Consider the following 26,653-nt stretch of genomic DNA (forward strand, 5'->3'; position numbering starts at 1 on the left):
GGTACGCCAGGAGCTTCGTCGTCAGGGCTGCGCCGGTGATGTTGGCCGGCTGGAGATGCACGGGGTATCCCTCGAAGTAGCGCATCTTGGCGAGGTCGTACCCGGCCTTCTTCGCCGCTTCGCGGGTGAACGTGCCCACCGTGCTGTGGTCGGGATGATCGCCCTGCCAACCCTGCGCGGCAATGCTCGGGATCAGCGTTCCCACCATGGCGGGATGGAACATCGTGATGAGGTCGGCCAGGGAGTCCCGCAGACTCACCGCCGACACCGCATCACCGCCGCCCACCGGGGTGAGCTTGTCGACGCGGCCGTCGAGGAGCATCCGGATCGTGACGGACCCGGTCGTCCGGAAGCCCTTGCCCTTCAGCCCCCCGTCGGGCAGGTGGAAGAAGAGCACCGAGACGTTCGCCGCGTCGACAGGGACGTACTGGGTGAGCTGCACTCCCGATGCGAGGGTCACGGTGGACTGCGTCCACTCGGCCGAGCTCCCGCGCATGACGTTGTACGCCTTGAGGATCCCGAACTCACGAGCCTTGACGTAGGAGGCACCGAGGCCGCCGTCACCCGCGGTCACATAGGCCGTCCGGGCGCAGAATCCGCTCGAGATCGCCCCCTGCAGCGTCGGGTTCGCGAAGATCAGGTCATCGTCGTAGTGGGCCCAGACCGACAGCACCGTCTCGCCCTCGCATGTGGTGACGAGCGATCCCGGCGCAGGATCCGAATTCACGACCGGCGCCGGCGCGGGAAGAGCGGGCCCGAGCGGCGTGGCCGAGGCGGACGGAGCGATCCCGCCCGGAGTCGAGAACGCGGTCGGCCACCACTGCGCGCGCGTCTGCACCGCTACCACGACCGCGCCGACAACTGCTGCGGCGACGATCACGACCGTCGATGCGAACAGGATGCGACCTATGCGGCGGCGCGCGCGAGCACCCATGCCGTTCCTCTCTCCCACCCCGATCCCCATCGGGCCCGCATCATGCTGACATATGCGCTCCCGGCGCGCCCGACACGACGCTGTGAATCCTGCTCACAGCGCGGGAATAGTCGGCGAAGCCGCAGGCGTTGCACCCGTCATGACGGACGCCATCTCGATCGACGTGTGGAGCGACATCGCCTGCCCCTGGTGCTACATCGGCAAGCGCAACCTCGAGAAGGGACTGGCGGACGCGGCATCCGATGACGACGCGCCCGTGACGACGGTCACGTTCCACTCGTTCGAGCTGTCTCCCGACACGCCCGTGGACTTCGAGGGTGACGAGATCGACTTCCTCGCCGGACACAAGGGGATGCCGCGGGACCAGGTCTCGCAGATGCTGTCGAACGTGACGGGCGTGGCCGCGAACGCGGGACTGGAGTACCGCTTCGACCTGCTGCGTCACACGAACACGGTGAAGGCGCACGAGCTGCTGCACTTCGCGAAGCAGGCCGGACGCCAGCACGACATGGCGGAGCGCCTCATGTCGGCCTACTTCACCGAGGGGCGCCACGTCGGACGTATCGACGACCTCGTCGACCTCGCGACGGAGATCGGGCTCGACGGCGACGCCGTGCGCGACGCGCTCGAGAACGAGCGTCACCTGCCAGACGTGCGCGCCGACCAGGCGCAGGCCCAGGCCTACGGCATCAACGGAGTGCCGTTCTTCGTCATCGACGGCAAGTACGGCGTCAGCGGCGCGCAGCCGCCGGAGGCGTTCGCCCAGATCGCGCGCCAGGTGTGGGCGGAGCGGCGGGGCGCGGCATCGGCTCTCTGACCGTCGCCGAGATCAGGCGGGGAGTGCCGCCTCGATGACCGACACGACCGCCCGGTCGTCGGGCTTCGTCGACGGACGGAAACGGTGCACGTCTCCCGTGGGCGTGAGCACGAACTTCTCGAAGTTCCAGTGCACGAGTCCCCGCTCACCCTCGGGGTTCCTGGCCTTCTTCAGCGCCTTGTAGAGCGGCGCGACACCGGGTCCGTTGACCTTGATCTTCGCGTTGATCGGAAAGCTCACACCCCAGGTCGCGGAGCAGTACTCCAGGATCTCCTCGATCGAGCCCGGCTCCTGACCCATGAACTGGTTGCAGGGGAATCCGACGACGCTGAAGCCCCTCTCGCCGTACTCGCGCTGCAGCTGCTCGAGCGCCTCGTACTGCGGGGTGAGTCCGCACTTCGACGCGACGTTCACGACGAGGAGGACTTTGTCGCCGTAGTCGGCGAGCGTGCGCTCGGCCCCCTCGGCGTCGAGGAACGGGATGCTGCGCAGGTCTGCGCTGTCGGTGGCGGCCATGTGCCCAGCGTAGGCGCGGCGGGCCGCGGGAGGGTCGCCGTCTGGGAGAATGTCGGGGTGACCACGATCGCCCCCGCCACCCGGCCGTTGCAGATCGGTGCGCTCACCCTCGACGCCCCGGTCGTGCTGGCGCCGATGGCGGGCATCACGAACACCGCGTTCCGGCGGCTGTGTCGCGAGTACGGCGCAGGTCTCTACATCAGCGAGATGATCACGACGCGCGCGCTCGTCGAGCGGAACGCCACGACGATGCGGCTCATCACGCACCACGAGTCCGAGACCCCGCGGTCGATCCAGCTGTACGGAGTCGATCCCGCGACCGTCGGCGCGGCCGTGAAGCTCCTCGTCGACGAGGACCGCGCCGACCACATCGACATGAACTTCGGATGCCCCGTCCCCAAGGTCACCCGCAAGGGCGGGGGAGCGGCGCTCCCCTGGAAGAAGGACCTCTTCGCCGACATCGTCACCCAGGCCGTCCGCAACGCCGGTGACGTGCCGGTCACTGTGAAGATGCGCAAGGGCATCGACGACGACCACCTCACCTATCTCGACGCCGCCCGCACGGCCGAGCGCGCCGGGGTGTCGGCGATCGCGTTGCACGCGCGCACGGCCGCGGAGTTCTACTCGGGGTCCGCCGACTGGAGCGCGATCGCGCGTCTGAAGGACGAGATCCGTTCGGTGCCGGTGCTCGGCAACGGCGACATCTGGAGCGCCGACGACGCCGTGCGCATGATGGCGGAAACCGGATGCGACGGCGTCGTCGTCGGCCGCGGCTGTCTCGGCCGACCGTGGCTGTTCGGCGACCTCGCCCGCACGCTCGGCGGCGAAGACGCGGCCTACGGCGAGCCCGTGGATGCGACCCTCGGCTTCGTCGCTCGCGCGTTCCGCCGGCACGCGGAACTACTGGTCGAGTTCTTCGAGGACGAGGACCGCGGATGCCGCGACATCCGCAAGCACGTGGCCTGGTACTTCAAGGGCTATCCGGTGGGCGGGGAGCTGCGCGCGCAGCTGGCGACGGTGTCGTCGCTCGACGAGATCGATGCACTGCTCGCGACCCTCGATCTCGACGCGCCCTATCCGGGAGCCGCCGCCGAGGGACAGCGCGGTCGCGCGGGAACCCCGAAGCGTCCCGCCCTGCCCGACGGATGGCTCGACAGCCGGGAGATCCCCGCCGACGAGTCGTGCGCCCTCGCCGACGCCGAACTGGAGCACAGTGGCGGCTGAGGCATCCGCGCTCGGTGTCGCCCTCGGGCGCCCGAGCGGCTACGACGATCGGGACGCGGAGCGCTTCGTCCCCGAGCAGCACCGCTCGCAGCGCGACGATTTCGCGCGCGACCGGGCGCGGGTGCTGCACTCCGCGGCGTTGCGCCGCCTCGGCGCGAAGACCCAGGTGCTCTCGCCTGCCAGCCCTGCGGATTTCGCCCGTAACCGGCTGACCCACTCGCTCGAGGTCGCCCAGGTCGGTCGAGAGCTCGCCCTCGCCCTGCGCCTCGCGCCCGACGTGGTCGACACCGCCTGCCTGAACCACGACCTCGGGCATCCGCCCTTCGGACACAACGGCGAACGGGCCCTCAACGACTGGGCCGAGGACATCGGCGGGTTCGAGGGCAATGCGCAGACGATGCGCATCGTCACCCGGCTCGAGCCGAAGGTGTTCGACGAGGAGGGGCATTCCGCGGGCCTCAACCTCACCCGCGCGAGCCTCGACGCGACCTGCAAGTACCCCTGGACCGACGAACATCCCCTGCCCGACCCGGGCGGTCGCCTCAAGTTCGGCGTCTACCCCGACGACGAGGCGGTCTTCCGCTGGTTCCGCGAGGGCGCGCCCGGCCGCGTGCGGTGCATCGAGGCCGAAGTCATGGACCTGTCGGACGACATCGCATACTCGGTGCACGACTTCGAGGACGCCATCGTCAACGGCTACCTCGATCCGCGCCGTCTCGTCGCCCCGAACGAGCACGAGGCCCTGATCGACGCGATCCAGGCGTGGGTCGGCTTCGACCTCACCCGCGATGCGCTCTCCGACGCGCTCTACCGGCTCACCCGGCTCCCCGAGTGGGTGCCCACGTTCGACGGATCCCGCCGCGACCTGGCCGGTCTCAAGAACCTCACGTCCGATCTCATCGGGCGCTTCGCGCGGGCGGCGACGGCGGCGACGCGCGACGCGTACCCCGCTGCATCCCTCACGCGCTATCGGGCGCGGGTCATGGTGCCCGCGGTCGTCGAGGCCGAGATCGCGGTGCTCAAAGGAATCATCGGTGCGACGGTGGTCTCGATCGATGGCCGCAAGGAGCTCTACAAGGAACAGCGGCGAGTGCTGAAGCGCCTCGCGTCGGCTCTGTGGGAGCGTCCCGACCAGCTCGAGCCGGTCTATCGAGGCGACTTCACCTCCGCGACGGATGACGCGGCTCGCCGCCGCGTCGTCGTCGACCAGGTCGCGGGACTCACGGATCAGCTCGCGATCGCCTGGCATGAGCGTCTCGTCGCACCGCTCGATCCCACCTCACTCGGCGTGTGGGTGCCGCCGGTGCGGCCCGCGCCGGCAGGACTCGCCTGATGCCCGGTCGCATCGTGCAGACCGACGTCGACGAGGTCAAGTCGCGCACCAACATCGCGGACATCGTGGGGGAGCGGGTCGCGCTGAAGCCCGCGGGCGTCGGCTCGCTCAAGGGGCTCTGCCCGTTCCACGACGAACGGAGCCCGAGCTTCCACGTGCGGCCGCAGCACGGCTTCTACCACTGCTTCGGATGCGGCGCCTCGGGCGACGTCTACACGTTCCTGCGGGAGATGGACCACCTCTCGTTCACCGAGTCGGTCGAGCGCCTCGCGGGTCGGCTCGGCTACGCGCTGCACTACGAGGACGGGGGCCCCGCGGTGGAGACCTCCGGGCGCACCCGGCTCTACGCGGCGGGCGCCGCGGCCGCGATGTACTTCCGCGAGCAGCTGCAGAGCGCCGAGGCCGAGACCGCGCACGCCTTCCTCGGCGGCCGCGGGTTCGATGCGGGAGCCGCCGCGCACTTCGGTGTCGGGTACGCGCCGAAGGGGTGGGGCAACCTGCAGCAGGCGCTGCGCGCCAAGGGCTTCAGCGACGAGGAGCTTCTCACAGCCGGTCTGCTCTCGCAGGGGCAGCGGGGCGTCTACGACCGGTTCCGCGGGCGCGTGGTGTGGCCCATCCGCGATGTCACCGGCCAGGTCGTCGGCTTCGGGGCCCGCAAGCTCTACGACGACGACCAGGGGCCGAAGTACCTCAACACCCCTGAGACCCCGATCTACCGCAAGTCGCAGGTGCTGTACGGCCTCGACCTCGCGAAGAAGGACATCTCGCGGTCGCGCCAGGTCGTCGTGGTGGAGGGCTACACCGACGTCATGGCCTGCCACCTCGCCGGCATCACCACGGCGGTCGCGACCTGCGGCACCGCGTTCGGCTCGGAGCACATCACGGCTCTGCGTCGCGTGATGGGCGACGACTCGGCACACGGCGAGGTCGTCTTCACCTTCGACCCGGACGACGCAGGGGTCGGCGCCGCCATGCGCGCGTTCGCCGACGAGAAGCGTTTCGCCGCGCAGACCTACGTCGCCGTCGCTCCGCCCGGTCTCGACCCGTGCGACCTGCGCCTCGCCCGCGGCGACGGCGCCGTGCGCGCGATCATCGAGTCGAAGGTGCCGATGTTCGAGTTCGCGATCGACCAGCGCATCCGCGGCTTCGACCTCGGCACCGTCGAAGGGCGGGCGGGGGCTCTGCGTGCCGGGGCGCCGATCGTCGCCGGCATCCGTGACCCCTCGCTGCAGCCGGGGTACGTGAAGGTGCTCGCCCGACGCCTCGGCCTCGAGCTCGGCGAGGTGTCCGGTGCGGTGCGGCGCGCGTCGCGGTCGGTCGGTGCGCAGCGCGAGCAGGAGGACATCCCGCACTCGGCCGAGACCCCCAGCGAGCTGAGGATCACCCTCCAGACACTGCCGACCACAGCGGATGCCGCGCTCGAGCGTGATGCGCTGATGGGATTCCTGCAGTACGGGCACCTGATCGACGGCGAGCTCGTACGGCGCGCCCTCGACACCACATTCACCGTTCCGGGCCTCGACGCGGTGCGCGGCGTCGTCGCGGCGATGCCGGACTACTCGCACCCCGGATGGGCCGCCGCCGCGGTGCAGGCGGTGCGTGAGCCGTACCGTTCCCTCGCCGCCGAGCTGCTCACGGGAACGTTCCCCGCACGCGATGCTCTGCACGCCCAGTTGTCAGCCCAGGACCTCGCCAGGCGACTGAGCCTGCGCACCCTCGATCGCACGAAGAGCGAGCTGCTCGGTGCCATGCAGCGGGTGCAGGCCGACTCCGAGGAGGGGCGTGCCGTGAGGCTGCGCCTGCGCGATCTGGATGTCGAGCGGCAGCGTCTCCTCGACGCCGGCTGACCCCGTCCCGGTTCGCGTCGCAGCCTCATCCTTTGCTACGATCTCAGGGTTGTCCTGATTCGGGATGACTCTTCCTCGGTAGCTCAATTGGCAGAGCAATCGGCTGTTAACCGATAGGTTCTTGGTTCGAGTCCAAGCCGGGGAGCCACGAGAAGATCCCGCCGCGTCGGTCGACGCAGGCGGGATTTCTCGTCTCGAGGTTCAGGCCTCGATGAGGTCGATCCCGGGCGTCCACGACTGACCGGGACGACCCCAGCCGCGCTTCTTCGCGATCTTCTGCACGGTCTTCCAGTCGCTGTCATCCAGCCGGTCGACGTACAGCACCCCGTCGAGGTGGTCGAACTCGTGCTGCAGGATGCGCGCACGCCATCCGGACACCTCGATGCGCACCTCGGCGCCCTCCAGGTCCGTGCCGATCAGCAAGGCGCGCTCGGCGCGGCGCAGCGGGAACCGTTCGCTGGGGAAGGACAGGCAGCCCTCGGACTCCTCGTCAGGGTCCGGCTGGCCGGGTTCGGCCGGGGAGATCCACAGCACCGGGTTGATGACCACCCCGCGCCACGGAGCGCCGTCGTCGTCCTGGTAGGTGTACGTGAAGATCCGCAGCCCGACACCCACCTGCGGTGCCGCAAGCCCCACGCCGGGCGCGGCATCCATCGTCTCGAACATGTCCGCCACCAGTGTGCGGATCTCGTCCGTGATCTCGTCGACGGGGGCGGCGGGGGAGTGGAGCACGGGGTCACCCATGATGCGAATCGGCAGAACGGTCACGTCTTCGAGCCTATCGAGCCGGTCTCGGGATAGTGTCGAACGGTGATGACGGTGCCGCTTTCCATCGACGACGTCACGAACAACCTCGTCGGGGTGTTCCGCGACCCCGCGATCCTCCTCGGTATCCCGTTGGCGCTGCTCGGCGCGGTCTTCATGTCGTTCGGAGCGCAGTACCAGCACCGCGGCGTCGTGAAGGTCAACCACGCGCTCGGCGGCACGAGCACGGGGCTCAGCGGAGCACAGCTGCTGCGACTGCTCGGCCGCCCCTCCTGGGTGCTCGGCACCGTGATGCTGGGACTCGCGATCCTCTGCCAGCTCGGGGCCCTCGCGATCGCGCCGCTCATCATCGTCCAGCCGCTCGGCGCGGTCTCCCTCGTGATCACGACACTGCTGAACGCCCGCATCTCCGGCCACCGACCCACCCTGAAATCAGTGAGATCGATCATCGCGTGCGTGGGAGGCATCCTCGTCTTCGTCACCATCGCCGCATTCGTCGCGACCGAGCAGCCCGTCGCCGACAGCGAGCTGCTCATCATCCTCGGACTGCTCGTGGTCGTGGTCGGGTCGCTCACGGCGATCTGGTTGATCTGGGTGCGTCGGCGCGGTGGCCGCGCGCTCTTCTACATCGTCGCGTCAGGAATGATCTACGGCTTCGTCGCGACGCTCGCGAAGGTCGTGATCAAACGAGTGCAGGCGGGCGATTTCGAATGGCTCACCCTCACCTGTCTCGTCGCGCTCCTCGCCGCGGTCGCCCTCGGCGCCTACTTCGTTCAGACGGCATACTCCGCGGGACCCCCTGACCTCGTCATCGCCGGCCTCACCGTCATCGACCCGATGGTCGCCGTGCTCATCGGTCTCGTCGTCCTCCAGGAGGCAGCGACCGCCGGCATCGGGCCGATGATCGGGTTCGTCGTCGCCGGCGCGATCGCGGTGTACGGCGTCTTCTCGCTGGCCCGCAACCATCCGCAGGTCATCAGCGACAGCCAGGAGCTGCCCATCCCGCGCGGCGGCTCCCACTAGGCTCGCTGGTGCGGCGTGCCGCACGGGGCGGTGGCCAAGCTGGTCAAGGCAGCGGGCTCATAACCCGACGATCGTGGGTTCAAGTCCCACCCGCCCCACTCGAATCACAGTCTTGTCATTCCGGCACCGACCGGGTGATAATGACCCCATAACCGAAGAGCCACCGTTCCGGTCAGGTCGTAGGGGAAGACGCACCTGACGAATGGAGAACCGATGGCGACATCACAGACGCGCGGCGTGATCTACATCCACTCCGCGCCGAAGGCGTTGTGCCCGCACCTCGAGTGGGCCGCCGGTCGCGTGTTCGGCAAGGCGCTGAACTTCGAGTGGATCGCGCAGCCCGTGCTGCCGGGCGCTCGTCGCACCGAATTCGCGTGGGAGGGACCGGCCGGCACCGGCGCGGCTCTGGCGAGCGCGATACGCGGCTGGGAGCACCTGCGCTACGAGGTCACCGAGGATCCGGCTCGGGGCACGGACGGCGGGCGCTGGATGCACACACCGGACCTCGGCATTCACTTCGCGCCCACCGACGCTGCGGGCAACGTGGTCGTCCCCGAGGACCGGCTGCGTTACGCCCTCGAGGTGTCGCTGGGTGATGCGGCGGAGTTGCGACGTGAGCTGGATGTTGCTCTCGGAGCAGCGTGGGACGAGGAGCTCGAACCGTTCCGCCATGCGGGCGACGAGGTACCGGTCGTGTGGCTCCACAAGGTGGGCTGACCCAGACCCCGGGCAGACGACACGCCACTACCGAGCGCCGGTGAATCGTCCCGGCGGTGGGAACGCGGTCGATGCCCGACCATGACGAAGGCCCCCGGCAGTGTGCCGGGGGCCTTCGTGGTGTCGGTGGTCAGACGTTTCGGAACGCCACGACGGCATTGTGACCGCCGAACCCGAAAGAGTTGCTGATGGCGAGCTGGTCGCCGGCGCCGAGAGCCTGGGTGCTGCCCGACAGTCGGAACGGCACCTCCGGGTCCTGCTCGGTGAGGTTGATCGTCGGCGGCGCGATGCGCTCCTGGATCGCGCGGATCGTGAACATGGCCTCGAGGGCTCCGGTGCCGCCCAGGAGGTGGCCGGTCGACGCCTTCGTGGCTGACACCGGGATCTCGTCGATCCGGGCGCCGAACACCGCTCGCAGGGCCTGGTACTCGTTCGGGTCGCCGACAGGGGTGGATGTCGCGTGCGCATTGATGTGCGTGACCTCGTCGGGGCTCGCACCCGCCGCCGCCAGCGCCTGCTGCACGGCACGCGCCGCGCCGCGACCCTCGGGGTCATTGGCGGTGATGTGGTACGAGTCGGCGGTGACGCCGCCGCCGACGACGACCGCGTAGATCTTCGCTCCGCGAGCGAGAGCGTGGTCTTCACGCTCGAGCACGAGCGCCGCGGCCCCCTCGCCCATGACGAAGCCGTCGCGGTCGATGCTCGCCGGCCGGGACGCCGTGCCGGGCGAGTCGTTGCGACGCGAGAGCGCCTGCATCGACGCGAACGCGGCGAGTGTGATGGGGTGAACGGCCGATTCGGTGCCGCCGGCGATCACGATGTCGGCGAGGCCGTCCTGGATGTGCTCGACCGCGTTGACGATCGACTCGGTGCTCGACGCGCACGCGCTCGCGACGGTCCGGGCGAATGCGCGCGCGCCGAAGTGGAGCGACAGGTTGCCCGCTGCAGCGTTCGGCATGAGCATGGGCACCGTCATGGGCATGACCCGACGGGGACCCTTCTCACGCAGAGTGTCCCACGCATCGAGCAGCGTCCATACGCCGCCGATTCCGGTCGCGAAGTCGACACCGAGACGCTCGGGCTCGACGTCGGGCGCACCCGCGTCGGCCCAGGCCTCCTGGGCGGCGACGAGGGCGAACTGCGAGGCCGGATCGAGACGCTTGGCCACCGGGCGCTCGAGCACGGTGTCGGGACGCACGAGCGCCTCGGCCGCGAAGGTGACCGGCAGCTCGTAGCGGGCGACCCAGTCGTGCTCGAGCGAGCGGGCGCCGCTGGCGCCGTCGAGGAGCGCGTTCCAGCTGTCGGGAGCCGTGCCGCCGATGGGGGACGACGCGCCGATTCCGGTGACGACGATGCGAGGGGACGTCATATTGCTTCCTGTTCTTCCCGGTGGGGGCTCACGCCCCCACCGGACGGGACTCACGCCTGGTTCGAGGTGATGAAGGTGACTGCGTCGCCGACGGTCTTGAGGTTCTTGACCTCGTCGTCGGGGATCGTCACGCCGAACTTCTCTTCGGCGTTGACGACGATGGTCATCATCGAGATCGAGTCGATGTCGAGGTCGTCGGTGAACGACTTCTCGAGCGCGACCTCGTCGGCCGAGATGCCCGTCTCGTCGGTGATGAGCTCGGCGAGGCCGGCGAGGACCTCTTCGGTCGAAAGGGCCATGGGTTTCTCCTTCTCTGTGGGGTGTGGACAGCAGCCGCAAGGCCGCGAATCAGTTTAGGGGCGCCGCTGCGGCGCTCACGGGAGCACGACCACCTGCGCGCCGTAGACGAGCCCGGCCCCGAATCCGATCTGCAGGCACAGGCCGCCGCTGAGCTCGGGGTGCTCTTCGAGCAGACGATGCGTGGCGAGCGGGATGGATGCCGCCGACGTGTTGCCCGTCGTCGCGATGTCACGGCCGATGACCACGCTCTCGGGCAGCCCCAGCTGCTTGGCGAACTCATCGATGATGCGCATGTTGGCCTGGTGCGGCACGAAGGCGGCCAGATCGGATGCCTCCACCCCCGCCTCCTCGAGGGCGAGGCGCGCGGCCTTCGCCATCTCCCAGACGGCCCAGCGGAAGACGGTCTGGCCTTCCTGACGGAGCGTCGGCCAGGCAGCCTCGCCGTCACGGAACTCGGTGAGGGTCGCGTTCATGCCGACGGCCTCGGCCTTGGAGCCGTCGGAGCCCCACACGGTGCGGGAGATGCCGGGGAAGTCACTCGGTCCGATGACCACGGCTCCTGCGCCGTCGCCCAGGAGGAACGAGATGCTGCGGTCGGTCGGGTCGACGACGTCGGAGAGCTTCTCGGCGCCGATGACGAGGGCGTAGTGCGCCCCGCCGGTGCGGATGAGTGCATCGGCCTGGGCGACACCGTAGGCGAATCCGGCGCACGCGGCGTTCGAGTCGTAGGCGGCGGCCGGGTTCGCTCCGACGCGGTCGGCGACGACGGCCGACATCGACGGGGTCTGGCGGGAGTTGCTGATGGTCGCGACGATGACGAGGTCGATCTGGTCGGCCGGTACTCCGGAACGCTCGATCGCCTCACGGCCGGCCGCGGTGGCGAGATCGGTCGCGCTCGTGCCGTGCACCGCGCGCGTCCGCGTGATGATGCCGGTGCGCTGGCGGATCCACTCGTCGCTCGAGTCGATCGCGGCGACCAGATCGTCGTTCGGCACCGCGTTCTCGCCACGGGCGGCCCCGTACGAGTAGATGCGGGTGAACGCGGGGCCGCTGCCCTGCTTCAGCACGGGTGCGCTCATGCGGCGGATCCCTTCAGCAGCGCGACGGCGGCGTCGAGGTCGTCGGGTGTCTTGACGGCAACCGACGGCACTCCGCGCAGCGCGCGCTTGGCGAGGCCGACGAGCGTTCCCGCCGGCGCGAATTCGATGATGCCCGTCACGCCCGCCTCGGCGAACGAGGCCATGCACAGATCCCAGCGCACGGGGGAGGCCACCTGTCCGATGAGCAGCTCGACCGCCCGGGGACCGTCATCGACGACGGTGCCATCGGCATTCGTCCAGAGGGTAGTCTGCGGGTCGCTCACCGCGACGGATGCCGCGGCCTCCCGCAGCGCGTCAACGGCCGGGGCCATGTAGGACGTGTGGAACGCGCCGGCGACCTGGAGCGGGATGACCCGCGTCGCCGGCACCGGCGCCTCGGCGAGGACTGCCAGGGCGGGGAGGGCGCCGGCGGCGACGATCTGGCCGGCACCGTTGTGGTTGGCCGGGGTGAGGTCGAGCTCGGCGAGACGCGCCAGCACCGCGGCTTCGTCGCCCCCGAGGATTGCGCTCATGCCGGTCGGCGTCTGGGCCGCGGCATCCGCCATCGCACGACCCCGCACGCCCGCGAGAGTGAGTGCGTCGACGGGGGAGAGCACGCCTGCCGCGGCGAGGGCGGCCAGTTCACCGACGGAGTGACCGGCCACACCCGCGGGCGTGGTGCCCGCCGCCTCGACGAAGGCGGCGTAGGAGAGGAGGCTCGCGCCGACGATGAGCGGCTGAGCGACCTGAGTGTCGCGGATCGCGTCGGCATCCCACTCGGTGCCGGCGGCGGCGAGGTCGACATCCGCCGCCTCCGAGAACGACGACAACCGGTCAGTCGCGCCGTCGAGCTCGAGCCAAGGACTGAGGAAGCCGGGGGTCTGCGAACCCTGACCGGGGAACACCGCGATGATCACCGTTCCATCCTGCCAAGGAACCGGGCGTCGCACTGGCGAGGTACGCACAAGGATGACCGGATGCTTTGTGCGCGCCCTACAGCGACGTGGCTCATGCGCGCCGAGGAACACCGGCACGGCGACGCGTGACGTCGCTGCCGATCGCCCCGAGAACGAGCGCCGTCTGCAGGATGAGCGCCTCGCGCGGACCCGTCGCGTCCCAGCCGATCACGTCCGAGACGCGCTTCAGTCGGTAGCGCACCGTGTTGGGGTGCACGAACAGCTCGCGAGCCGTCGCCTCGAGCGATCGGCCGTTGTCGAGGTAGCTCCAGAGCGTGGTCACGAGATCGGAGCTGTGGGCCTTCAACGGACGGTAGATCTTCTCGACGAGCGTGCGCTTGGCGAGCGGGTCGCCCGCGAGGGCACGTTCGGGCAGCAGATCGTCGGCGTCCACCGGCCGCGGCGCGTTGCGCCATGCGCCGGCCACCGCGAACCCGGCGAGGGCCGCGCGGGCGCTCTGGCTCGCGTCGACGAGCGCCGGCACCGTGGGGCCGAGCACCAGGTGCCCCGTGCCGAATCCCGGCTCGAGGCGCCGGGCGATCTCGGGGAACGGGAGGTCTGCCACATCCTCACCCGTGCGCTGGCCGGCCTCGCTGCGACCGATCACGAGCACGAGCCGCGAGCCCTGCACGCCCACGAGCACGTCGACACCGAGCTTGCGCGCCATGCGGCGCAACTGGTCGACGTCGAACTGCGGGGGCGTCGTGCCCACGAGCACCGCGACCTCGCCGTGCCCGTGCCAGCCGAGGGCCGCGATACGGCTCGGCAGCTCGTCGTCGGCCTCGCCGCTGAGGATCGAGTCGACCACGAGCGCCTCGAGGCGCGCATCCCAGAGCCCCCGCGCCTCGGCGGCGCGGGCGTAGACGTCGGCCGCCGCGAACGCGACCTCGCGCGAGTAGAGCAGCGCCGCCTCGCGCAGGCGCGAGTCCTTGTCGGCGATGCGCTCCTCGGTGACCTCCACCGTGACCCGGATCAACTGGAGCGTCTGCTGCAGGCTCACGCTGCGCAGCAGCTCCCGCGGCGCGGCGGCGAAGATGTCCGACGCGATCCAGGGGGTCGACTTCGGATCGTCGTACCACTGGATGAACGAGGTGATGCCGGCCTGAGCGACCAGGCCCACCGCCGAGCGCCGCGCCGGCGGCATGTCGGAGTACCACGGAAGCGTCGCCTCGAGCCGGGTGAGCGTCGCCGTGGCGAGGTCGCCGGAGACCTTGCGCAGCCACGCAAGGGTCCCCGACTTGTCGACGGGCAGCTCGTGTCCGGGCGGCGTCGCCGGCACGTCGGTCAGCTCTCGCCGCCGGCGTTGCCCGTCGTGCCCGCGGTCACGTCGTGCAGACGGTACTTCTGGATCGCCTGACCGACCAGCGCACGATCGACCGCACCCTCGGCCGCGAGCGCCTGGAGGGCACGCACGACGATCGACGGTCCGTCGATCTTGAAGAAGCGTCGTGCCGCGGCACGCGTGTCGGAGAAGCCGAAGCCGTCGGCGCCGAGCGTCCAGAAATTGTGCTGCACCCACGGACGGATCTGGTCCTGCACGGCGTGCATGAAGTCGCTCACCGCGACGACCGGGCCGGGCGTTCCGGCGAGCTTCTGCGTGAGGTAGGCCGTGACCGGCTCCTCGTCGGGGTGCAGGAAGTTGTGCTCGTCGGCGGCGAGGCCGTCGCGGCGCAGCTCGGTCCACGAGGTGACCGACCACACATCCGAGCCCACACCCCAGTCGTCCTTCAGGAGCTGCTGCGCCTCGAGCGCCCACGGCACGCCCACACCGCTCGCGAGCAGCTGCGCGTGCGCGGCGCCCTCCGTCGCGACGGTGGAGATGCGGTGGATGCCGCGCACGATGCCGTCGACGTCGACATCCGCCGGCTCGGCGGGCTGCACGATCGGCTCGTTGTAGACCGTCAGGTAGTACATGACGTTCGGGTCGCTGTGACTGCCGCCGTACATACGGTCGATGCCGGAGCGCACGATGTGGGCGATCTCGTAGCCGTAGGCGGGGTCGTACGAGACCGTGGCGGGGTTCGTGGCCGCGAGCAGGTGCGAGTGGCCGTCGGCGTGCTGCAGGCCCTCACCCGTGAGGGTGGTGCGACCGGCGGTGGCGCCGACCACGAAGCCGCGCGCCATCTGGTCGCCCGCGGCCCAGTTCGCGTCGCCGGTGCGCTGGAAGCCGAACTGCGAGTAGAACACGTAGACCGGGATGAGCGGCTCGCCGTGCGTCGCGTACGAGGTGCCGACACCGGTGAAGGCGGCGAGGGCGCCGGCCTCGTTGATGCCGACGTGGACGATCTGGCCCTGCGGGCTCTCCTTGTAGGCCAGTAGCAGCTCGCGGTCGACCGACGTGTAGTTCTGGCCGTTCGGGTTGTAGATCTTCGCCGTCGGGAAGTACGCGTCCATGCCGAAGGTGCGCGCCTCGTCGGGGATGATCGGCACGATGCGGTTGCCGAAGTCCTTGACCCGGAGCAGGTCCTTCAGCAGACGCACGAACGCCATCGTGGTGGCGATCTCCTGGGTGCCCGAACCCTTCTTCGGCAGCGCGTAGGCCGCGTCGCCCGGCAGCTCGATGCCGACGTGGTGCGAGCGGCGCTCCGGCAGGTATCCGCCGAGGGCCCGGCGGCGCTCGAGCAGGTACTGGATGGTCTCGTCCTGCGGTCCCGGGTTGTAGTACGGGGGCAGGTACGGGTTCTCCTCGAGCTTCGCGTCCGTGACCGGGATGTGCATCGCGTCGCGGAACAGCTTCAGGTCGTCGAGGGTCATCTTCTTCATCTGGTGGGTCGCGTTGCGGCCCTCGAAGTGCGGACCGAGGCCGTAGCCCTTGATGGTCTTGGCGAGGATGACGGTGGGCTGGCCCTTGTGCTCGACGGCGGCCTTGAACGCGGCGTAGACCTTGCGGTAGTCGTGACCGCCGCGCTTGAGGTTCCAGATCTGCTCGTCGCTGTAGTCCTTGACCAGGGCGGCGGTGCGCTCGTCGCGACCGAAGAAGTGCTGGCGCACGTAGGCGCCGTTCTCGGCCTTATAGGTCTGGTAGTCGCCGTCGGGCGTGATGTTCATGAGGTTGAGCAGCGCGCCGTCGCTGTCACGGGCGAGCAGGTCGTCCCATTCGCGACCCCACACGACCTTGATGACGTTCCAGCCGGCGCCGCGGAAGAAGCTCTCGAGCTCCTGGATGATCTTGCCGTTGCCGCGCACGGGGCCGTCGAGGCGCTGCAGGTTGCAGTTGACGATGAAGGTCAGGTTGTCCAGGCCCTCGTTGGCCGCGACCTGGAGCTGACCGCGGCTCTCGACCTCATCCATCTCGCCGTCACCGAGGAACGCCCACACGTGGGACTCGGAGACATCCTTGATGCCGCGGTTGGTGAGGTACTTGTTGGTCATCGCCTGGTAGATCGCGTTGATCGGGCCGAGGCCCATCGACACGGTCGGGAACTGCCAGTACTCCGGCATGAGGCGCGGGTGCGGATAGGAGGGGAGACCGTTGGGGAACGCCGACTTCTCCTGGCGGAAGCCGTCGAGCTGCTGCTCGGTGAGGCGTCCCTCGAGGAACGAGCGGGCGTACATGCCGGGGGAGGCGTGGCCCTGGAAGAAGATCTGGTCGCCGCCCGAGGGGTGGTTCTGGCCGCGGAAGAAGTGGTTGAAACCCACCTCGTACAGCGCCGCCGAGGACGCATATGTCGAGATGTGGCCGCCGACGCCGATGCCGGGACGCTGCGCGCGGTGCACGGTGATGGCCGCGTTCCAGCGGATCCACGCGCGGTAGCGGCGCTCGATCTCCTCGTCACCGGGGAACTCGGGCTCGTTCTCGGGCGCGATCGTGTTGATGTAGTCGGTGGTCGGCACCGTCGGAACGCCGAGGTGCAGCTCTCGCGAGGTCTTCAGCAGGCTGAGCATGATCTCGCGCCCGCGACCGTGACCCTTGGCGTCGACGAGCTGCTGCAGGGATTCCTGCCACTCGGACGTCTCTTCAGGGTCGCTGTCGAGGGGGCCTTGCGAGTAGGGATCCTGGTCGTGAACAGTCACGAGGCACCTTTCGTCGGGCTGGCAGGTCGTGCCAGATCAGATCACCGAGACCGGCGGCTTTGTCCGCGGTCTACAACGCCGACGGATAGCCTAGCGCCGCCGCAGACGAAGATCGGCGGCACCGGTGCCAGCGCGCCCCCGCACCCTCCGATCGAGCCGCACGAAGAGCGGATGTCTCGTACACTCGGCCCCGAGGGCCTTTAGCTCAGCTGGTAGAGCGCCACGTTTACACCGTGGATGTCGTCGGTTCGATCCCGGCAGGGCCCACTTCCGGTCGCGACGTCGCCCGTCTGCCGTAGGTTGAGAGGGTGAAAGCCCGACCCGCCGACCAACGCGCCCTCCTCGACGTCGTCGACCTCGACATCCGCATCCGGCAGGCCGTGCACGCGCTCTCCAAGCCGGCACAGGCGCCTCGCCTCGCCGCTCTGCAGGGTGAGGTCGCCGCGGCATCCCGTGTCGTCACCGACCTGCTGGGGGCCAAAGAAGACGCCGATCTCGAGGTCGCGCGCATCGAGGCCGACGTGAAGGTCGTCTCCGAGCGCCGCGCACGCGACGAGGCCCGTCTCGCCGCGTCAACCAACCCGAAGGACGCGCAGGCGCTCGAGAGCGAGCTCGACTCGCTCGCCCGCCGCACCCGCACGCTCGAAGACGCCGAGCTCGAGGCGATGGAGCGCGTCGAGTCCGCGGCTGCGGCGGTGGCCGACGCCGAGGCGATCGTGGCGACGCTCGTCGACGAGCGGGACACCCTCGAGGCCGCAGCGGGCGCGGAGGCGGCGGTGCAGAACCAGCGCCGGTCGACCGCCGAGCGCGACCGCGCCGGTGTGGCCGCAGGGGTGCCCGCCGATCTGCTGGCCCGGTACGACCTCCTCGCGACCCGCAACGCCGGTGCCGCTCTCCTGCGTCGCCGCACGTGCGAGGGATGCCGCATGGAGCTCTCCGGCACCGAGCTGCAGGCCGTGCGCTCAGCCGCCGACGACGATGTGGTCGAGTGCCCGCAGTGCGGCTGCATCCTCGTACGCACGGAGGAGTCCGGGCTGTGAGCCCGACGCGGACGCATGTCCGCGTCTGAGCCGTCACCGGCGTGGCGACTCGTCGGCACGGACGAGGACGGGGAGATCGCTGTCGTCGAGCTCGATGGCGCGGGCGCCGAGATCTCTCGTGCGGGCGTGACGTCCGGGGGACTGATCGAACTGGCGCGCACGCACACCGACGACGTGCGCTGGGTGTGGAGCGACACGGCGCGCTGGTATCCGCCGCTTCTGGCCGCCGGCGTGCGCGTGCGGCGGGTGCACGATCTCCGCGCGGTACGGGCGATTCTGCGCACCGCCGAGTCGGTGCCCGAGTCCGCACGGCTGCCGACGCATGCCGCGTGGTCCGCGCCCGCGGCCTGGGAGGAGGCGCCCGACTCACGCGAGGCGCTGTTCGAGGTCGAGACGATCGCCGCGCGCGTTGCGCCGACGGATCTCGCGAGCGGCCACCGGGAGTTCGCCGCGCAGTTGGCCGCGCTCGACGCGGCATCCGGCCGGCTGAGACTCCTCGCCGTCGCGGAATCGACGGGAGCGCTCGTCGCCGCCGAGATGCGGGCAGCCGGCCTCCCGTGGGACGTCGCCACCCACACGAGGCTGCTCGACAAGACGTTGGGCGAGCGGGTCGGGGGCAGCAGGCGCCATGTGGATGCCGCGGCCGCCGCCGTGCGAACCGCCCTCGACGATCCCGACGTCGCGCTCGATTCCCCGCCGCGCCTGCTGCGCGCCCTGCATCGGGCGGGACTCGCCGTCACGTCGACCAGCAAATGGGAGCTGGAGGACCTCGACCATCCGGTGGTCGCCCCGCTGCTCGCGTACAAGCGCCTGATGCGGCTGCTCACAGCGAACGGCGAGAGCTGGATCGCGACGTGGGTGCACGGCGGCCGCTTCCGGCCCGTGTACGTGCCGAGCGGCGTCGTCACGGGACGCTGGGCATCGAGCGGCGGCGGCGCGCTTCAGATCCCGCGGTCCCTGCGCCCCGCGGTGCGCGCCGATCCCGGCTGGCTGCTCGTCAGCGCCGACGTCGCCCAGCTCGAGCCGCGGGTGCTCGCCGGAATGTCGCGCGACCGGGCGATGGCGCGTGCGGCCGCGGGCACCGACCTGTACGCCGGCATCGTGCGCACCGGAGTCGTGACCACCCGCCAAGAGGCGAAGATCGCCGTGCTCGGTGCGATGTACGGCGCAACGACCGGCGACAGCGGCCGCCTCGTGCCGCGCCTGCGCCGCGCGTTCCCCGCCGCGATGCGGCTCGTCGACGACGCCGCCGTGGCCGGCGAGGAGGGGCGTGTCGTCTCCACCTGGCTCGGCCGCACCTCGCCACCCGCCGGATCCGCGTTCACCCGCTCCCAGTTCGAGGCCTCGCTCGACGAGACCGACGCGGCCACCGAGCAGCAGGCTCGACGACGAGCCCGCGACCGCGGGCGGTTCACCCGCAACTACGTCGTGCAGGGCACCGCCGCGGAATGGGCGCTGTGCTGGCTCGCCGAGACGCGGCGGTCACTGCTCGCGCTCACGGCGCCCGGCGCGGAAGCCGCGGCATCCGGTCCTGCCCAGTCGGGCGCACCGCACATCGCCTTCTTCCTGCACGACGAGATCATCGTGCACACGCCGGCCGAACTTGCCGACCAGGTCGCCGCGATCGTGACGGATGCCGCGGCCCGCGCCGGCCGCCTTCTGTTCGGCGAGTTCCCCATCGACTTCCCGCTCGACGTGCGCATCGCCCCCGACGCGGGGAAGTCGTAAGAGGTCGGCGCCGGTAGAATCCAAGACGCGAATGGGTCGGCCAGACGGTCGCGTCGCGGGAGACCGCGCCGAGGAACGTCCGGGCTCCGCAGGGCAGGGCGGTGGGTAACACCCACCCGGAGCAATCCGCGAGACAGTGCCACAGAGAGCAGACCGCCGGCAGCAGCCGGTAAGGGTGAAAGGGTGGTGTAAGAGACCACCGGGGGCGCGGTGACGCGCCCCGCACGGTAAACCTCGCCCGGAGCAAGGCCAGACAGGGGATGTTGACGCGGCCCGCCGAGTCCCCGGGTAGGCCGCTGGAGCGTCACGGCAACGTGACGCCGAGAGAGATGACCGTCACCGGGGTTCGCCCCGGGACAGAACCCGGCGTATCGGCCGGCCCATTCGCCCGCCGATACGCCGGATCAGCGCCGATCAGTCCAGGGCGAGCGAAGCCGCGCCGATGATGCCGGCGTTGTTCTGGTGCACCGCCGGGATGATCGGAGTGCGCAGCTTCAGCAGGCTCAGGAACTCGTCCGCGTGCTTGGAGACGCCGCCGCCCACGACGAACAGGTCGGGGCTGAAGAGCGCCTCGAGGTGGGAGTAGTACCACTGCAGGCGCTTGGCCCACTTCTTCCACGTCAGCTCGTCGCGCTCCATCGCCGAATACGCCGCGTAGAACTCCGCGTCCTTGCGGTGGTTCTTGCGCTCGATGTGGCCGAGCTCCGAGTTCGGGATGAGCACGCCGTTGTAGAGCAGTGCGGTGCCGATCCCGGTGCCGAGGGTCGTGAGGATCGTCAGGCCCTTCGCATCACGGGCGGCGCCGTAGCGCACCTCTGCGAGGCCCGCGACATCCGCGTCGTTGGCGAAGTGGATGCCGCGCCCCAGCCCCTGCTCGAAGAATTCCTCTGCCGGGAAGTCGATCCAGGTCTCGGCGACGTTCGCCGCCGAGAGCGTGCGACCGTTCTTGACGATGGCCGGGAACGCGACGCCGAGCTCGAGGTCGGAGCCACTCACCTCGAGCGTCTCGAGCACCTGCTGCACCGCGGCGAGCACGTCCTTCGGCTCCGCGCCCTTGGGCGTGGGCACCTTGATGCGCTCACTCACCAGCTCGCCGGCGACCAGGTCGACGACACCGCCCTTGATACCCGTTCCACCGATGTCGATTCCGACTGCGCGCGACTTCTCTGTAGCCATGCGAGAAGCCTATCCATGCCGACAGGGGTGCTCAGTAGGATCGGACCAACGTGACGCCGAGGAGGGCACCCGTGAGCGACGACGAGAACAGCTACTGGTACAACCTGACCACCAAGCAGGTCGAGCACGGACTCCTCTCGCCCGCGGTCGACCGCGCGGGTCCCTTCGCCACGGCAGAGGAGGCGGCGCGCGCTCCGGAGATCATCGCGGAGCGTTCCCGCAAGTGGTCCGAGGACGACGCGCGCGACGACGCCTGAGGTGCGTCGCACGGGGCTCCGGACGAAATAGGCTGGACGCACACACTCGTCCGAGGAGAGGCACGCGATGGACAAGCAGCGGGACTTCGTGCTGCGCACGATCGAGGAGCGCGGCGTCAAGTTCGTCCGCCTCTGGTTCACCGATGTGATCGGCACCCTGAAGTCGGTGGCGATCGCCCCGGCCGAGGTGGAGGGCGCGTTCAGCGAGGGCCTCGGTTTCGACGGCTCTGCGATCGAGGGCCTCACCCGCTCGTACGAGTCGGATCTGCTGGCGCACGCCGACCCGACGACGTTCCAGATCCTGCCATGGCGGGGCGAGGTCGACCCGACGGCGCGCATGTTCTGCGACATCACGACGCCCGACGGACAGCCCGCGGTCGCGGACCCGCGTCACGTGCTCAAGCGTGCGCTGGCGAAGGCCGCCGACGCCGGCTTCACGTTCTACACGCACCCCGAGATCGAGTTCTACCTGCTCAAGTCGTCGTCGTACGGCCCCGACGGACCCGAGCCCGTCGACTCGGCCGGCTACTTCGACAACGTGCCCGGCGGCACGGCGCACGACTTCCGTCGGCGGTCGGTGCGCATGCTCGAAGACCTCGGCATCTCGGTCGAGTACAGCCACCACGAGGGCGGCCCCGGTCAGAACGAGATCGACCTGCGCTACGCCGACGCACTGACGACGGCCGACAACATCATGACCTTCCGCACGGTGATCAAGGAGGTGGCGATCGAGCAGGGCGTCTACGCGACGTTCATGCCGAAGCCGCTGAGCGGACAGCCCGGATCGGGCATGCACACGCACATCTCACTCTTCGAGGGCGACCAGAACGCCTTCTACGAGGAGGGCGCCCAGTACCAGCTCTCGAAGGTCGGCCGACACTTCATCGCGGGGCTGCTGCGTCACGCGAACGAGATCTCGGCCGTCACCAACCAGTTCGTGAATTCGTACAAGCGGCTGTGGGGTGGCGACGAGGCCCCCAGCTTCATCTGCTGGGGTCACAACAACCGCTCCGCCCTCGTGCGCGTTCCGCTGTACAAGCCGAACAAGGGTCAGTCCTCGCGTGTCGAGTACCGTGCGCTCGATTCGGCCGCGAACCCGTACCTCGCCTTCGCGCTGCTGCTCGCGGCGGGCCTGAAGGGCATCGAGGAGGAGTACGAGCTGCCGGCGGAGGCCGAGGACAACGTGTGGTCGCTCAGCGACTCTGAGCGCCGCGCCCTCGGCTACGCGCCGCTGCCGACGAGCCTCGACCAGGCCCTGCGGTTCATGGAGGAGTCCGAGCTCGTCGCCGAGACGCTGGGGGAGCAGGTCTTCAACTACGTGCTGCTCAACAAGCGCAAGGAATGGCAGGGCTACCGCTCGCAGGTCACGCCCTTCGAGCTGAAGAGCAACCTCGAGATGCTCTGACGGGCCGATGGCCACGTCCGACCGGTCGCACACGCGCACCGACCTCGTCCGCTACGGCTTCGGCCATGTGGATGCCGCAGAGGCGGCTCTCGACGAGCTTGCGCTGCTGTGCGGGATCGATCGTGATGCGATCCTCTCGGGTGTGGTCACGGTCGGCGACCCGGATGCGGCGCTGACCGGCATTCTGCGCGTCGCCCGGCGGGATGCCGCCGCGGTCGCGCCCGTGCTCACCGATCACCGGGGCGCGGCCGCGCTCTGGGCGCTTACGGGGGCGTCCGAGGGGTTCGCGGACTTCTACTTCCGCCGACCTGCGCAGCTCGCGGACCTGCTCGGCCGGGAGCCGACCGTGCCGGACGCCGCCGAGCTCACTCACGAGCTTCTCGCGTCGGTCGAGGCGGTCGACGGTTTCGCCGCCGACGGGGGAGAGGCCTCGTGGGTGGCGCTACGCGTGCGGTACCGCACCCTCCTCGCCCGCATCGCGGCCTACGACCTGCTCACCCCCGATGCACCGGCCCATGTCGATCTCGTGGCTGCCGCACTCGCGGATGCCGCGGGGGCGGCGCTGGAGGCATCGCTTGCGGTCGCGCGCACCCGGCTGTCGGCTTCCATGTTCCCCCGCGACGACGTCGCTGCGGTCGCGCTCGCGATCATCGGGATGGGCAAGACCGGCGCGCGCGAACTCAACTACGTGTCCGATGTCGACGTCATCTTCGTCGGCGACGCGGACGACGTCACCACCGAGCGGCTCGGCGGCAGCCGCGTGGTCGACATCGCCACCCGTCTCGCCGTGCAGACGATGCGCGGCATCTCGAGCATGGAGATCGAGCCGCCCCTGTGGGAGGTCGACGCGAACCTGCGTCCGGAGGGCAAGCAGGGCGCCCTCGTGCGCACGCTCGAATCCCACCTGTCGTACTACGACCGATGGGCGTCGAGCTGGGAGTTCCAGGCCCTGCTGAAGGCCCGCGCGATCGCCGGCGATCCGGACCTCGGCGCACGCTACATCGAGGCGGTCGCCCCCAAGGTCTGGTCGAGCGCCGCCCGCACGAACTTCGTCGACAGCGTGCAGCGCATGCGCGAGCGGGTCACCGAGCACATCCCCGCCGACGACGTGCCGTTCCAGCTCAAACTCGGGCCCGGCGGCATCCGAGACGTCGAGTTCACGGTGCAGTTGCTCCAGCTCGTACACGGATTGACGGATGCGACCGTGCGCGAGCGCGGCACACTGCCCGCCCTCGCGGCGCTTGTCGACGGCGGCTACATCGGGCGGGCGGATGCCGCGGTCTTCGTGTCCGACTACCGGGTGCTGCGGGTGCTCGAGCACCGCGTGCAGCTGCGACGTCTGAGCCGAACCCATCTGATGCCGCGGGAAGAGGACGAGCGTCGTGTGCTCGCCCGCACGAGTGGGCTGGCGGGGTCGGCTGCGGAGATCTGGGAGCTGTGGGAGCGCATCAAGCGCGACGTGCGAGACGTGCACGTGCGGCTCTTCTACCGTCCACTGCTGTCGGCGGTCGCCTCGCTGGGCGAGGGGGAGCGCACGCTGTCGCCCGAGCAGGCGCACGACCGCCTCACCGCGATCGGATTCCGCGACCCGGCGGGGGCGCTGCGCCACATCGCCGCGCTCACCTCTGGTCTCAGTCGCAAGGCCACGATCCAGCGCCACCTCATGCCTGTGATGCTGCGCTGGTTCGCCGACGGCGTCGACCCCGACTACGGCCTCCTCGCGTTCCGTCGGGTGAGTGAGCGACTGGGCGACACCGCGTGGTTCCTGCGAGTGCTGCGTGACTCCTCGGGGGCGGCGGAGCGACTCACCCGGGTGCTGTCCGGCTCCCGGTATATCGGCGAGCTGATGGAGTGGATCCCGGAGTCCGTCGCCTGGCTCGACGACAACGCGTTGCTGCGGCCGCGGTCGGGCGTCGCGCTGCAGGACGAGGCGCGCGCCATCCAGACGCGGCATCCCGAGACGGAGGAAGCCATGCGCTCCGTGCGGGCGCTGCGTCGACGCGAGCTGCTGCGCACGGCGATGGGCGCGGTGCTCGGCGTCCTGACGATCGATGAGATCGCGGCCGCACTGTCGACGATCACGGATGTCGCGATCCAGGCGACCCTCCGGGCCGTGCGCCGCGAGGTCGTCCCTCCCGAGGACGACGCGCTCGACTTCTCCGTGATCGCGATGGGCCGCCTCGGCGGCGCCGAGCTCGGTTTCGGCTCCGACGCGGATGTCATGTACGTCTATCGTCCGAACGGGGTCGACCCGCAGCGCGCCCACGAGCTCGCCCTGCGCCTCGTCGCGGCGCTACGCGCCTCCTCAGAGGACCATCGTGCACCCCTCGACCTCGACGCCGATCTGCGCCCCGAGGGGCGCAACGGCCCGCTGGCGCGGTCGCTCGACGCGTACACGGAGTACTACCGGCGCTGGTCGCTCTCGTGGGAGGCGCAGGCACTCCTTCGCGCACGCGGCGTCGCGGGGAGCGTGAAGCTGGTCACGGCCTTCTTCGAGGTGGCCGACGAGGTGCGCTACCCCCGCGATGTCGACGTGCAGGGCCTGCGCGAGATCAAGCGCATCAAGGCGCGCGTCGAGAGCGAACGGCTCCCACAGGGCGTTCGGCCGGAGCGCCACCTCAAGCTCGGCCCGGGCGGACTCAGCGACGTCGAATGGCTCGTGCAACTGCTTCAGCACGAGCACGCCGGTCGGCTCCCCGCCCTCCGCACGACGTCCACGCTCGCCGCGCTATCGGTCGCCGTGGACGAGGGACTCATCCCGCGGCCCGCCTACGAGCGGCTGAGCGAGGCCTGGCGCCTCGCGTCGCGTCTCCGGTCGGCCAACACGCTGCTCTCCGGACAGACCAGCGACGTGCTGCCCACCGATCGCGCGCGCCTCGAGGGCATCGCTCGCCTCCTCGAGTACCCGCCCGGCTCCGCGACCCGCGTCGAGGAGGACTGGATGCGCGCCTCGCGCCGGGCACGGCAGGTGTTCGAGCGCCTCTTCTACGGCTGAACCCGGCCGCGTCGGACACGCGGGCCGCGCGCGACCGCCGTGCGGGAGTGCCGAAGGGCCCCGGCCTGCGTGTGCAGTCCGGGGCCCTCGACGAGGCATCCGATCAGACGCCGAAGTACAGCTCGGCTTGAGGATCTGAGAACCGTAGGGAGTTCCACAGGCTCACACTTCCCTGCAAAGACAGGGAAATGCAATGGTGAGCATGGGTGGGGTCGCTGCTGCGGCTGTCCGAGAACCCGTCCGTTTACTCGATTCTTGGCCGTCCTACGGGGTTCGCTGGAGGTCGACGGGTGGTGCCGCCTACCTCATTGGTATGAGCGACGCCCGCCCCCGCCTCTGGACTCCGCAGGAGCTTGCAGAGTACACGGGTATCCCGATCAGGACGCTCGCTGACTGGCGGACAGAGCGTGCGCGGAGCCGAGGTCTCGGCTTGCCGTTCGTCGCGCTCTCGTCGCACAACGTTCGCTACCGCGATGAGGACGTCGAGGCGTTCATCGCGGGGCGGATCGTGGCCCCGACGGATAGGGCGGGCGACTGATGGCGCGGCCGAAGCGTGCGCTCGGCGAACTCGGCAAGGTGACCTACACCGTCGAGCCGAACGGCCTGGTCATCGCGCGAGCGCGGATCTATGACGGCAACGGGCAGGAGCGTCGTCCCAGCGGCAGCGGCGCGACCGAGGCTGAGGCGCTGGCGGCGTTGCAGGAAGCGGCCGATGTCGCTGTCGGTCGAGTGCTGGCGCGACGGACTCAGGTCATGACGGTCGCTGAGCTGGCGACTACATGGCTGAAGACGGCGTATCACGATGACGATCCGCGGGTGCTGCGCCAGCGCCGCGAGCAGACCGTCGACGGCTACGCGTCGGTGGTCCGCGCGCATGTCATCCCGCGCGCCGGTGCCATCCCCATTGCCGACATCACCGCTGATCGCGCCGACGGGCTGCTCATGGACATCGCCCGAGAGAAGTCGGTGACGACGGCGAACAAAGTTCGGAATGTGATGTCGCTCATGTTCGACTGGGCGATCCAGCAGGGGCATTTCTCGGCTGCCGGGTCGATCCAGAAGACCCTGTATGGAGCGGTCGTCGTGGCGAACCCCATCCGAGCGACCAGAAGGGCGGATGAGCCGGACACGGTGTACTTCGAACTGGACGCGGTGCAG

Annotated in this window: 23 protein-coding genes, 3 tRNA genes and 1 other RNA gene; 17 read left to right on the plus strand and 10 right to left on the minus strand. The window is 69.9% G+C overall.

Going from position 1 to position 26,653, the window contains the following annotated elements:
* The coding region (locus tag ABT08_RS04795; RefSeq protein ID WP_288114127.1) for a PIG-L family deacetylase at positions 1-934 on the minus strand (934 nt) is incomplete at its 3' end.
* Positions 935-1,073: 139 nt separating this feature from the next.
* Here ABT08_RS04795 and ABT08_RS04800 point away from each other — a divergent pair.
* Entirely contained in the window at positions 1,074-1,751 is a 678-nt protein-coding gene (locus ABT08_RS04800) for a DsbA family oxidoreductase (RefSeq protein WP_288114128.1), read from the plus strand.
* A gap of 12 nt (positions 1,752-1,763) precedes the next feature.
* On the opposite strand, the gene ABT08_RS04805 is transcribed toward ABT08_RS04800, so the two are convergent.
* Entirely contained in the window at positions 1,764-2,267 is a 504-nt protein-coding gene (locus ABT08_RS04805; RefSeq protein WP_056208805.1) for a glutathione peroxidase, read from the minus strand.
* A 57-nt stretch (positions 2,268-2,324) separates the two neighbouring features.
* On the opposite strand from ABT08_RS04805, the gene dusB reads away from it, so the two are divergent.
* From dusB to ABT08_RS04825, 4 genes are all read left to right on the plus strand, one after another.
* Entirely contained in the window at positions 2,325-3,491 is a 1,167-nt protein-coding gene (gene dusB / locus ABT08_RS04810; RefSeq protein WP_045246866.1) for a tRNA dihydrouridine synthase DusB, read from the plus strand.
* A complete protein-coding gene (locus tag ABT08_RS04815; RefSeq protein WP_045246867.1) occupies positions 3,481-4,824 on the plus strand; it encodes a deoxyguanosinetriphosphate triphosphohydrolase in 1,344 nt (447 codons plus the stop codon). Before dusB ends, ABT08_RS04815 begins: the two co-directional genes overlap by 11 nt.
* Complete coding sequence (gene dnaG, locus ABT08_RS04820) at positions 4,824-6,671, plus strand: DNA primase (RefSeq protein WP_056209202.1); 1,848 nt, start codon at positions 4,824-4,826, stop codon at positions 6,669-6,671. Before ABT08_RS04815 ends, dnaG begins: the two co-directional genes overlap by 1 nt.
* A 72-nt stretch (positions 6,672-6,743) precedes the next feature.
* Positions 6,744-6,819, plus strand: a tRNA-Asn gene (locus ABT08_RS04825).
* A gap of 53 nt (positions 6,820-6,872) precedes the next feature.
* Here the strand turns inward: ABT08_RS04825 and def are convergent.
* Entirely contained in the window at positions 6,873-7,439 is a 567-nt protein-coding gene (gene def, locus ABT08_RS04830) for a peptide deformylase (protein WP_048809264.1), read from the minus strand.
* Positions 7,440-7,484: 45 nt separating this feature from the next.
* Between def and ABT08_RS04835 the strand changes: the two genes are divergently transcribed.
* The 3 genes from ABT08_RS04835 to ABT08_RS04845 all read left to right on the plus strand — a co-directional run bounded on the left by ABT08_RS04835 (position 7,485) and on the right by ABT08_RS04845 (position 9,176).
* A complete protein-coding gene (locus ABT08_RS04835) occupies positions 7,485-8,459 on the plus strand; it encodes a DMT family transporter (protein WP_045246868.1) in 975 nt (324 codons plus the stop codon).
* Positions 8,460-8,483: 24 nt separating this feature from the next.
* Positions 8,484-8,557 (plus strand) — tRNA-Ile (locus ABT08_RS04840).
* Positions 8,558-8,672: 115 nt separating this feature from the next.
* The gene (locus tag ABT08_RS04845) at positions 8,673-9,176 is read left to right on the plus strand and encodes a DUF3145 domain-containing protein (RefSeq protein ID WP_056208813.1); all 504 of its coding nucleotides are present in this window, start codon (positions 8,673-8,675) and stop codon (positions 9,174-9,176) included.
* A gap of 130 nt (positions 9,177-9,306) precedes the next feature.
* Here ABT08_RS04845 and ABT08_RS04850 read toward each other — a convergent pair whose 3' ends face one another.
* From ABT08_RS04850 to aceE, 6 genes are all read right to left on the minus strand, one after another.
* A complete protein-coding gene (locus tag ABT08_RS04850; RefSeq protein ID WP_045246870.1) occupies positions 9,307-10,545 on the minus strand; it encodes a beta-ketoacyl-[acyl-carrier-protein] synthase family protein in 1,239 nt (412 codons plus the stop codon).
* A 50-nt stretch (positions 10,546-10,595) separates the two neighbouring features.
* Positions 10,596-10,844, minus strand: coding sequence for an acyl carrier protein (locus tag ABT08_RS04855; protein ID WP_045246871.1), 249 nt, complete (start codon positions 10,842-10,844; stop codon positions 10,596-10,598).
* Between the two features lie 75 nt (positions 10,845-10,919).
* Positions 10,920-11,924, minus strand: a complete 1,005-nt coding sequence (locus ABT08_RS04860; RefSeq protein ID WP_045246872.1) for a beta-ketoacyl-ACP synthase III — start codon at positions 11,922-11,924, stop codon at positions 10,920-10,922.
* Positions 11,921-12,841: an ACP S-malonyltransferase gene (locus ABT08_RS04865; RefSeq protein ID WP_056208822.1), complete on the minus strand. Its 921-nt coding sequence runs from the start codon at positions 12,839-12,841 to the stop codon at positions 11,921-11,923. Before ABT08_RS04865 ends, ABT08_RS04860 begins: the two co-directional genes overlap by 4 nt.
* Before the next feature lie 91 nt (positions 12,842-12,932).
* Positions 12,933-14,159 carry a PucR family transcriptional regulator gene (locus ABT08_RS04870; protein ID WP_045246874.1) on the minus strand — a complete coding sequence of 409 codons (1,227 nt, stop codon included), beginning with the start codon at positions 14,157-14,159 and terminating at the stop codon, positions 12,933-12,935.
* Between the two features lie 5 nt (positions 14,160-14,164).
* On the minus strand, positions 14,165-16,894 hold the full coding sequence (gene aceE, locus ABT08_RS04875) for a pyruvate dehydrogenase (acetyl-transferring), homodimeric type (RefSeq protein WP_056208827.1): 2,730 nt from the start codon (positions 16,892-16,894) through the stop codon (positions 14,165-14,167).
* A gap of 194 nt (positions 16,895-17,088) precedes the next feature.
* On the opposite strand from aceE, the gene ABT08_RS04880 reads away from it, so the two are divergent.
* The 4 genes from ABT08_RS04880 to rnpB all read left to right on the plus strand — a co-directional run bounded on the left by ABT08_RS04880 (position 17,089) and on the right by rnpB (position 20,049).
* Positions 17,089-17,161 (plus strand) — tRNA-Val (locus ABT08_RS04880).
* 41 nt (positions 17,162-17,202) lie between these two features.
* Positions 17,203-17,934, plus strand: coding sequence for a zinc ribbon domain-containing protein (locus ABT08_RS04885; protein WP_056518581.1), 732 nt, complete (start codon positions 17,203-17,205; stop codon positions 17,932-17,934).
* 15 nt (positions 17,935-17,949) lie between these two features.
* Entirely contained in the window at positions 17,950-19,662 is a 1,713-nt protein-coding gene (locus ABT08_RS04890) for a bifunctional 3'-5' exonuclease/DNA polymerase (protein WP_502685870.1), read from the plus strand.
* A 32-nt stretch (positions 19,663-19,694) separates the two neighbouring features.
* Positions 19,695-20,049, plus strand: an RNA gene (gene rnpB, locus ABT08_RS04895) — RNase P RNA component class A.
* Between the two features lie 27 nt (positions 20,050-20,076).
* Here the strand turns inward: rnpB and ppgK are convergent.
* Entirely contained in the window at positions 20,077-20,838 is a 762-nt protein-coding gene (gene ppgK, locus ABT08_RS04900) for a polyphosphate--glucose phosphotransferase (RefSeq protein ID WP_045246577.1), read from the minus strand.
* Positions 20,839-20,909: 71 nt separating this feature from the next.
* Here ppgK and ABT08_RS04905 point away from each other — a divergent pair, with 71 nt between their 5' ends.
* The 5 genes from ABT08_RS04905 to ABT08_RS04925 all read left to right on the plus strand — a co-directional run.
* Entirely contained in the window at positions 20,910-21,095 is a 186-nt protein-coding gene (locus ABT08_RS04905; protein ID WP_045246578.1) for a hypothetical protein, read from the plus strand.
* 67 nt (positions 21,096-21,162) lie between these two features.
* Entirely contained in the window at positions 21,163-22,500 is a 1,338-nt protein-coding gene (gene glnA, locus ABT08_RS04910; protein WP_056208832.1) for a type I glutamate--ammonia ligase, read from the plus strand.
* 7 nt (positions 22,501-22,507) lie between these two features.
* The gene (locus tag ABT08_RS04915) at positions 22,508-25,495 is read left to right on the plus strand and encodes a bifunctional [glutamine synthetase] adenylyltransferase/[glutamine synthetase]-adenylyl-L-tyrosine phosphorylase (protein WP_288114131.1); all 2,988 of its coding nucleotides are present in this window, start codon (positions 22,508-22,510) and stop codon (positions 25,493-25,495) included.
* 313 nt (positions 25,496-25,808) lie between these two features.
* Entirely contained in the window at positions 25,809-26,033 is a 225-nt protein-coding gene (locus ABT08_RS04920; protein ID WP_036285107.1) for a helix-turn-helix transcriptional regulator, read from the plus strand.
* Positions 26,033-26,653 (plus strand): phage integrase central domain-containing protein (locus ABT08_RS04925; protein WP_502685871.1); only part of this gene is annotated, 621 nt, incomplete at its 3' end. The genes ABT08_RS04920 and ABT08_RS04925, both read left to right, overlap by 1 nt.

The sequence above is a fragment of the Microbacterium sp. SCN 71-21 genome (assembly GCF_001725695.1).
Taxonomy (GTDB): Bacteria; Actinomycetota; Actinomycetes; order Actinomycetales; family Microbacteriaceae; genus Microbacterium; species Microbacterium ginsengisoli.

What these genes read in the sequence shown, in the direction of transcription:
- ABT08_RS04800 (WP_288114128.1), top strand. Translation starts at nt 1,074, where the DNA reads ATGACGGACGCCATCTCGATCGACGTGTGGAGCGACATCGCCTGCCCC.
- ABT08_RS04805 (WP_056208805.1), bottom strand. Translation starts at nt 2,267, where the DNA reads ATGGCCGCCACCGACAGCGCAGACCTGCGCAGCATCCCGTTCCTCGAC.
- dnaG (WP_056209202.1), top strand. Translation starts at nt 4,824, where the DNA reads ATGCCCGGTCGCATCGTGCAGACCGACGTCGACGAGGTCAAGTCGCGC.
- ABT08_RS04835 (WP_045246868.1), top strand. Translation starts at nt 7,485, where the DNA reads ATGACGGTGCCGCTTTCCATCGACGACGTCACGAACAACCTCGTCGGG.
- ABT08_RS04845 (WP_056208813.1), top strand. Translation starts at nt 8,673, where the DNA reads ATGGCGACATCACAGACGCGCGGCGTGATCTACATCCACTCCGCGCCG.
- ABT08_RS04850 (WP_045246870.1), bottom strand. Translation starts at nt 10,545, where the DNA reads ATGACGTCCCCTCGCATCGTCGTCACCGGAATCGGCGCGTCGTCCCCC.
- ABT08_RS04855 (WP_045246871.1), bottom strand. Translation starts at nt 10,844, where the DNA reads ATGGCCCTTTCGACCGAAGAGGTCCTCGCCGGCCTCGCCGAGCTCATC.
- ABT08_RS04860 (WP_045246872.1), bottom strand. Translation starts at nt 11,924, where the DNA reads ATGAGCGCACCCGTGCTGAAGCAGGGCAGCGGCCCCGCGTTCACCCGC.
- ABT08_RS04890 (WP_502685870.1), top strand. Translation starts at nt 17,950, where the DNA reads ATGTCCGCGTCTGAGCCGTCACCGGCGTGGCGACTCGTCGGCACGGAC.
- ppgK (WP_045246577.1), bottom strand. Translation starts at nt 20,838, where the DNA reads ATGGCTACAGAGAAGTCGCGCGCAGTCGGAATCGACATCGGTGGAACG.
- glnA (WP_056208832.1), top strand. Translation starts at nt 21,163, where the DNA reads ATGGACAAGCAGCGGGACTTCGTGCTGCGCACGATCGAGGAGCGCGGC.
- ABT08_RS04915 (WP_288114131.1), top strand. Translation starts at nt 22,508, where the DNA reads ATGGCCACGTCCGACCGGTCGCACACGCGCACCGACCTCGTCCGCTAC.
- ABT08_RS04920 (WP_036285107.1), top strand. Translation starts at nt 25,809, where the DNA reads ATGAGCGACGCCCGCCCCCGCCTCTGGACTCCGCAGGAGCTTGCAGAG.